This window comes from Acidovorax sp. (genome assembly GCF_046339755.1).
GTDB lineage: Bacteria > Pseudomonadota > Gammaproteobacteria > Burkholderiales > Burkholderiaceae_C > Acidovorax.
In genome coordinates this window covers 1-7,101 of sequence record NZ_JBKDTZ010000081.1, presented here as the reverse complement: position 1 = coordinate 7,101, position 7,101 = coordinate 1, and the positions used below count along the sequence as shown (strand labels likewise).

Below are 7,101 nucleotides of genomic sequence, written 5' to 3'. Positions count from 1 at the left end.
CGAGATCGCGGCCCGCCTGCACATCGACATGTTCCTCGACCGCTACCCGGCCGAACTCTCGGGCGGCCAGCAGCAGCGTGTGGCGCTGGCGCGCGCCCTGGCCAAGGGCGCGCCGCTGATGCTGCTGGACGAACCGCTGGTGAACCTGGACTACAAGCTGCGCGAAGAGCTGCGCGAAGAGCTCACCCAGCTGTTCGCGGCCGGCCAGTCCACTGTGGTCTATGCCACCACCGAGCCGGGCGAGGCCTTGCTGCTGGGTGGCTACACCGCCGTGCTCGACGAAGGCCGGCTGCTGCAGTACGGCCCCACGGCCGAGGTCTTCCACGCGCCGAACTCGCTGCGCGTGGCGCGCGCCTTCAGCGATCCGCCGATGAACCTGGTGGCGGCCACGGTGGTGGCGCAGGGTGTGCAACTGCAAGGGGGAGCGACGCTCGCCATTGCGCTGCCGCAGGGCACGGCCGCCGGCGGCGTCACCGTAGGCATCCGCGCCAGCGCGCTGCGCGTGCAGCCCCGCCCCGGCGACGTGAGCGTGAGCGGCAAGGTCGAGCTGGCCGAGATCTCGGGCTCCGACACCTTCGTGCACGTGGACACGCCCTGGGGCGAGCTGGTGGCGCAGCTCACCGGTGTGCATTACTTCGAATTGGGCGCGCCCCTGGCGCTGCACCTGGACCCGGCGCAGGCCTATGTCTTCGGTGCCGACGGCCAACTGCTATGGGCGCCCGCACGCCTGGGAGGTCGTTGAGATGGCACGCATCAGCCTGGACCTGGCGCATTCCTACAAGCCCAACCCGCAGCAGGACAGCGACTACGCCCTGCTGCCGCTCAAGATGGAGTTCGAGGACGGCGGCGCCTACGCACTGCTCGGCCCCTCGGGCTGCGGCAAGACCACCATGCTCAACATCATGTCGGGCCTGCTCGTGCCCTCGCATGGCAAGGTGCTGTTCGACGGCCGCGACGTGACGCGCGCCAGCCCGCAGGAGCGCAACATCGCCCAGGTGTTCCAGTTCCCCGTGATCTACGACACCATGACGGTGGCCGAGAACCTGGCTTTTCCGCTGCGCAACCGCAAGGTGCCCGAGGCCCAGATCAGGCAGCGCGTGGGCGCCATCGCCGAGATGCTGGAGATGAGCGGCCAGCTCAACCAGCGCGCCGCCGGCCTGGCGGCCGACGCCAAGCAGAAGATTTCGCTGGGCCGTGGCCTGGTGCGCTCGGACGTGGCGGCCGTGCTGTTCGACGAGCCGCTCACGGTGATCGACCCGCACCTCAAATGGCAGCTGCGCCGCAAGCTCAAGCAGATCCACCATGAGCTCAAGCTCACGCTGATCTATGTGACGCACGACCAGGTCGAGGCGCTGACCTTTGCGGACCAGGTGGTGGTGATGACGCGCGGCCGCGCCGTGCAGGTGGGTTCGGCCGATGCGCTGTTCGAGCGTCCCGCGCACGTGTTCGTGGGCCACTTCATCGGCTCGCCGGGCATGAACTTTCTGCCCGCGCAGAGTGCTGCCGCGGCCCTTTCGGTTGCGGGCCACCGCCTGGCGCTGCCGGCCAGCCGAGCGTTGCCCGATGGGGCCTTGCAGGTCGGCGTGCGGCCCGAGTACTTGGCCCTGGCGCAGCCCGAGGAGCCCGGCGCGCTGCCCTGCACCGTGGTGCAGGTGCAGGACATCGGCACCTACCTGATGCTGACCGCCAAGGTGGGCGAGCACACGCTCAAGGCGCGCTTCACCCCCGAAACGCGCCTGCCATCGGCCGGCGACACGGTGTGGCTGCAGGTGCTGGGCAGCCACACCTGCTTTTACCAAAACGAGGAGTTGCTGGCATGAGCGCCACCACCAAACCGGTCAACCAGAAGGCCTGGTTCCTGATCCTGCCGGTGATCCTGTGCGTGGCCTTCTCGGCCATCCTGCCGCTGATGACCGTGGTCAACTACTCGGTGCAGGACATCATCTCGCCCGAGCGGCGCGTGTTCGTCGGCACCGAATGGTTCGCCGCCGTGATGCGCGACGAGGAGCTGCATGCCGCGCTGTGGCGCCAGATCACCTTCTCGCTGGCGGTGCTGGCGGTGGAGATTCCGCTGGGCATCATGCTCGCGCTGTCCATGCCTGCGCAGGGCTGGAAGTCCTCGGCCGTGCTGGTGGTGGTGGCCCTGTCGCTGCTGATTCCCTGGAACGTGGTGGGCACCATCTGGCAGATCTACGGCCGTGCCGCCATCGGGCTCATGGGCCGCATGCTGCAGGTGATGGGCATCGAGTACAGCTACACCGGCAACGCCACGCAGGCCTGGCTCACGGTGCTGCTGATGGACGTATGGCACTGGACGCCGCTGGTCGCGCTGCTGGCCTTTGCCGGCCTGCGCTCCATTCCTGATGCGTACTACCAGGCGGCGCGCATCGACGGCGCCAGCAAGTTCGCGGTGTTCCGCTACATCCAGCTGCCCAAGATGCGCGGCGTGCTCATGATCGCCGTGCTGCTGCGCTTCATGGACAGTTTCATGATCTACACCGAGCCCTTCGTGCTCACGGGCGGCGGGCCGGGCAATGCCACCACCTTCCTCAGCCAGTACCTCACCACCAAGGCCGTGGGTCAGTTCGATCTGGGGCCGGCGGCAGCGTTCTCGCTGATCTATTTCTTCATCATCCTGCTCTTGTGCTTCATCCTCTACAACTGGATGCAGCGCGTGGGCACCGCCAGCAACGAAGGGGCCGGCCATGAATGAAAAGCGCTTTCACAAGCGGTCGCTGTTCTTGGCGGCCTACCTGGTGTTCGCCGTGCTGCCCATCTACTGGATGGTCAACATGAGCTTCAAGACGAACGCGGAGATCCTCTCCACCTTCTCGTTCTTCCCGCAGCACTTCACCTGGGACAACTACAAGACCATCTTCACCGATGAGTCCTGGTATTCGGGCTACATCAACAGCCTGATCTACGTGGGCATCAACACGGTGATCTCGCTCACCGTGGCGCTGCCGGCGGCCTACGCCTTCTCGCGCTACCAGTTCATGGGCGACAAGCATGTGTTCTTCTGGCTGCTGACCAACCGCATGACACCCCCGGCCGTGTTCCTGCTGCCCTTCTTCCAGTTGTACACCACCGTGGGCCTGATGGACACGCACATCGCCGTGGCGCTGGCGCACTTGTTGTTCAACGTGCCGCTGGCGGTGTGGATCCTCGAAGGCTTCATGAGCGGCATTCCGCGCGAGATCGACGAGACGGCCTACATCGACGGCTACAGCTTCCCGCGCTTCTTCGTGACCATCTTCCTGCCGCTGATCAAGGCCGGCGTGGGCGTGGCGGCGTTCTTCTGCTTCATGTTCAGCTGGGTGGAACTGCTCTTGGCGCGCACCCTGACCAGCGTGAATGCCAAGCCCATCGTGGCCACCATGACGCGCACGGTGAGCGCCTCGGGCATGGACTGGGCGACGCTGGCCGCGGCCGGTGTGCTGACCATCGTGCCGGGCGCCATCGTGATCTGGTTTGTGCGGCATTACATCGCGAAGGGTTTCGCGATGGGCCGGGTGTAAGGAGAGATCGACATGTTCGAGTGGATGGCCTGGACCCTGCCGGTGGCGGTGTTCTTCACGTGCATCGTGCTGATGCTGGTCGGCATGGCGGTGTGGGAGGTGAAGTCGCCGACCACGCTGCGCAAGGGCTTCCTGCCCCTGGAGACCACGCGCGGCGACCGCCTGTTCATCGGGCTGCTGACGGCGGCCTATGTGAACCTGATTTTCGTGGGCGTGAGCGGCAAGCTGGCCCAGTGGTTCGAGCTGGGCGAAGACCCCTCTATCTGGATCAGCTTCGTGCTGTCCATGCTGCTGCTCGGCCTGATCATGCGCAAAGGCTGACGGGCGGCCCGCAAGTATTTCCCGTCGCACGGCTCAACCCTTCCCCGGAGCCGGGCGACCCATGTGCATCCAAAGGGGAGTGATTAATGAGGAGACAGGCACTATGAAGACGCGGTATACAGCGCTGGCACTGGCGGTAGCAGTCGTGACCGGGCAGTCGGCCATGGCCGGCGAGGCCGAAGCCAAGAAGTGGGTCGACAGCGAGTTCCAGCCTTCCACGCTGAGCAAGGACCAGCAGATGGCCGAGATGAAGTGGTTCATCGAGGCTGCCAAGAAACTCCAGGGCAAGGGTGTCAAGGAGATCTCCGTGGTGTCGGAAACCATCACCACCCACGAATACGAATCCAAGACCCTGGCCAAGGCCTTCGAGGAAATCACCGGCATCAAGGTCAAGCACGACCTGATCCAGGAAGGCGATGTGGTCGAGAAGCTGCAGACCTCCATGCAGTCCGGCAAGTCCATCTACGATGGCTGGATCTCGGACTCGGACCTGATCGGTACCCACTACCGCTACGGCAAGATGATGAACCTGACCGACTACATGGCCGGTGCGGGCAAGGAGTGGACCAACCCCGGCCTGGACCTCAAGGACTTCATCGGCACCAAGTTCACCACGGCGCCCGACGGCAAGCTCTACCAGCTGCCCGACCAGCAGTTCGCCAACCTGTACTGGTTCCGTGCCGACCTTTTCGACCGCAAGGACATCAAGGACAAGTTCAAGGCCAAGTACGGCTACGACCTGGGCGTGCCGCTCAACTGGAGCGCCTATGAGGACATCGCCGAATTCTTCACCAACGACGTGAAGAACATCGACGGCAAGCCGATCTACGGCCACATGGACTACGGCAAGAAGGATCCTTCGCTGGGCTGGCGCTTTACCGACGCCTGGCTGTCCATGGCCGGCACGGCCGACATCGGCGCGCCCAACGGCCTGCCGATCGATGAATGGGGCATCCGCGTGGCCGACGACAAGTGCACTCCGGTGGGCGCCTCGGTGGCCCGCGGCGGTGCGACCAACTCGCCCGCCGCCGTCTACGCGCTGACCAAGTACGTCGACTGGATGAAGAAGTACGCGCCCAAGGAAGCCACCGGCATGACCTTCGGCGAAGCCGGCCCGGTGCCCGCCCAGGGCCAGATCGCGCAGCAGATCTTCTGGTACACCGCCTTCACGGCCGACATGGTCAAGCCCGGCCTGCCGGTGGTGAATGCCGACGGCACGCCCAAGTGGCGCATGGCCCCCGGCCCGAACGGCCCGTACTGGAAGCAGGGCATGCAGAACGGCTACCAGGACGTGGGTTCGTGGTCCTTCTTCAAGGGCCATGACGCCAACAAGACCGCCGCAGCCTGGCTGTATGCGCAGTTCGTGACGGCCAAGACCACCTCGCTCAAGAAGACCCTGGTGGGCCTGACCCCGATCCGCGAAAGCGACATCCAGTCCAAGGCCATGACCGACGCCGCGCCCAAGCTGGGTGGCCTGGTGGAGTTCTACCGCAGCCCCGCCCGCGTGGCCTGGTCGCCCACCGGCACCAACGTGCCCGATTACCCCAAGCTGGCCCAGCTGTGGTGGAAGAACGTGGCCCAGGCGGTCACGGGTGAGAAAACGCCCCAGGGCGCCATGGACACGCTGGCCGACGAGATGGACCAGGTGATGGCCCGCCTGGAGCGTGCCGGCATGGCCCACTGCGCACCCAAGCTCAACCCCAAGAGCGCGCCCACCAAGTGGCTGAGCGACAAGCAGGCCCCCTGGGCCAAGCTGGCCAACGAGAAGCCCAAGGGCGAAACCATTGCCTACGACAAGCTGTTGCAGGCATGGAAGGACGGCAAGGCGCGCTGAGCGCCCTGGCCCCCGGGTGGCACCGCCTCGCTCTATATGCACATGGAGGGACCGGCGGTTGCCCGGCGGCTTTTCCCCGAACCTGCGGGTGCGGAAGGCCCATCCGGCCTATCCCGCCCCGCTGGTGTCAAGAATTTCAGGGTTAACCCTAGGCTCAACCCCGTGCCTGTGGACAATCGCTACCTATGACCCACGCCTCTTCCCCCCTGCCCACGCGGCGCTCCGACCTTCTCGACCGCCTTGCCGAGCCGCACCAGTACGATCTGGCCGTGATCGGCGGCGGGGCGACGGGCCTGGGCGTGGCGCTGGACGCGGCAGCCCGGGGCTTCAGCGTGGTGCTGGTCGATTCGCACGATTTCGCCAAGGGAACCTCCTCGCGCGCCACCAAGCTGGTGCATGGGGGCGTGCGTTACCTGGCCCAGGGCAACATCGCGCTGGTGCGCGAGGCCCTGCACGAGCGCACCACGCTCCTGAACAACGCCCCCCACCTGGCCCAGCCCCTGGCCTTCGTGATGCCTTCCTACAAGGCCTGGGAAACGCCGTTCTACGGCATCGGCCTGATGATGTACGACGCCCTGGCCGGCAAGGCGGGCCTGGGGTCCACCCAGTTCCTGGGCCGCGCGCGCACGCTGCAGTGCCTGCCCAATGCCCGCCAGGACGGGCTCAAGGGCGGGGTGAAGTACTGGGACGGCCAGTTCGACGATGCCCGCCTGGCACTGGCGCTGGCCCGCACGGCGGCCGCCAAAGGTGCTTTGCTGGTGAATTACTGCCCGGCGACCTCCCTGGTCCATGAAAACGGCAAGGTGGCGGGTTTCGTCTGCGAAGACAGCGCCAGCGGCCGCCAGTTCACCGTGCGCGCCAAGGCCGTGGTCAATGCCACCGGTGTCTGGGTCGATGCCCTGCGCCAGATGGATGGCGAGGCCATCGGCCGCCCGGTCAAGCCCATCGTGGCGCCCAGCCAGGGCGTGCACATCGTGGTGGACCGCGAATTCCTGCCTTCCGACCATGCCCTGATGGTGCCCAAGACGGCCGATGGCCGGGTGCTGTTTGCCGTGCCGTGGCTGGGCAAGCTCATCCTGGGCACCACCGACAGCCCGCGCCAGGACGTGGTGCGCGAACCCCTGGCCTTCAAGGAAGAGGTGGCCTTCATCCTCGACGAGGCCGCGCGCTACCTCACCCGAGCCCCCAAGGTGGCGGACATCCGCAGCATCTGGGTGGGCCTGCGCCCCCTGGTCAAGCCGCAGGACGACGATGGCGACAACACCAAGAAGATCAGCCGCGAGCACACCGTGCTGGCCAGCAGAAGCGGCCTGGTCACCGTGACGGGCGGCAAATGGACGACTTACCGGGCCATGGCCGAGGATGTGTTGCAAAAATGCTTCACCGTGGGCCTGCTGCCGGAAAAGGCCGCGGGCATCACCAACCGCC

General features: G+C 66.0%; 7 protein-coding genes. All 7 read left to right on the top strand.

What is annotated here, in order from left to right; all coding sequences use genetic code 11:
* On the top strand, positions 1–742 hold a 742-nt coding region (locus ACK59X_RS06490), incomplete at its 5' end, for an ABC transporter ATP-binding protein (RefSeq protein ID WP_409956076.1).
* A 1-nt stretch (position 743) separates the two neighbouring features.
* Positions 744–1,820, top strand: a complete 1,077-nt coding sequence (locus ACK59X_RS06485; protein WP_409956075.1) for an ABC transporter ATP-binding protein — start codon at positions 744–746, stop codon at positions 1,818–1,820.
* A complete protein-coding gene (locus tag ACK59X_RS06480) occupies positions 1,817–2,713 on the top strand; it encodes a carbohydrate ABC transporter permease (RefSeq protein WP_409956074.1) in 897 nt (298 codons plus the stop codon). The genes ACK59X_RS06485 and ACK59X_RS06480 overlap by 4 nt, the downstream gene beginning before the upstream one ends.
* Positions 2,706–3,518, top strand: coding sequence for a carbohydrate ABC transporter permease (locus ACK59X_RS06475; RefSeq protein WP_007861697.1), 813 nt, complete (start codon positions 2,706–2,708; stop codon positions 3,516–3,518). The genes ACK59X_RS06480 and ACK59X_RS06475 overlap by 8 nt, the downstream gene beginning before the upstream one ends.
* 12 nt (positions 3,519–3,530) lie before the next feature.
* A complete protein-coding gene (locus ACK59X_RS06470; protein WP_409956073.1) occupies positions 3,531–3,839 on the top strand; it encodes a DUF2160 domain-containing protein in 309 nt (102 codons plus the stop codon).
* A gap of 103 nt (positions 3,840–3,942) precedes the next feature.
* On the top strand, positions 3,943–5,673 hold the full coding sequence (locus ACK59X_RS06465) for an ABC transporter substrate-binding protein (RefSeq protein WP_409956072.1): 1,731 nt from the start codon (positions 3,943–3,945) through the stop codon (positions 5,671–5,673).
* A gap of 185 nt (positions 5,674–5,858) precedes the next feature.
* Positions 5,859–7,101: FAD-dependent oxidoreductase (locus ACK59X_RS06460; RefSeq protein ID WP_409956071.1), on the top strand; the 1,243-nt coding region annotated here is incomplete at its 3' end.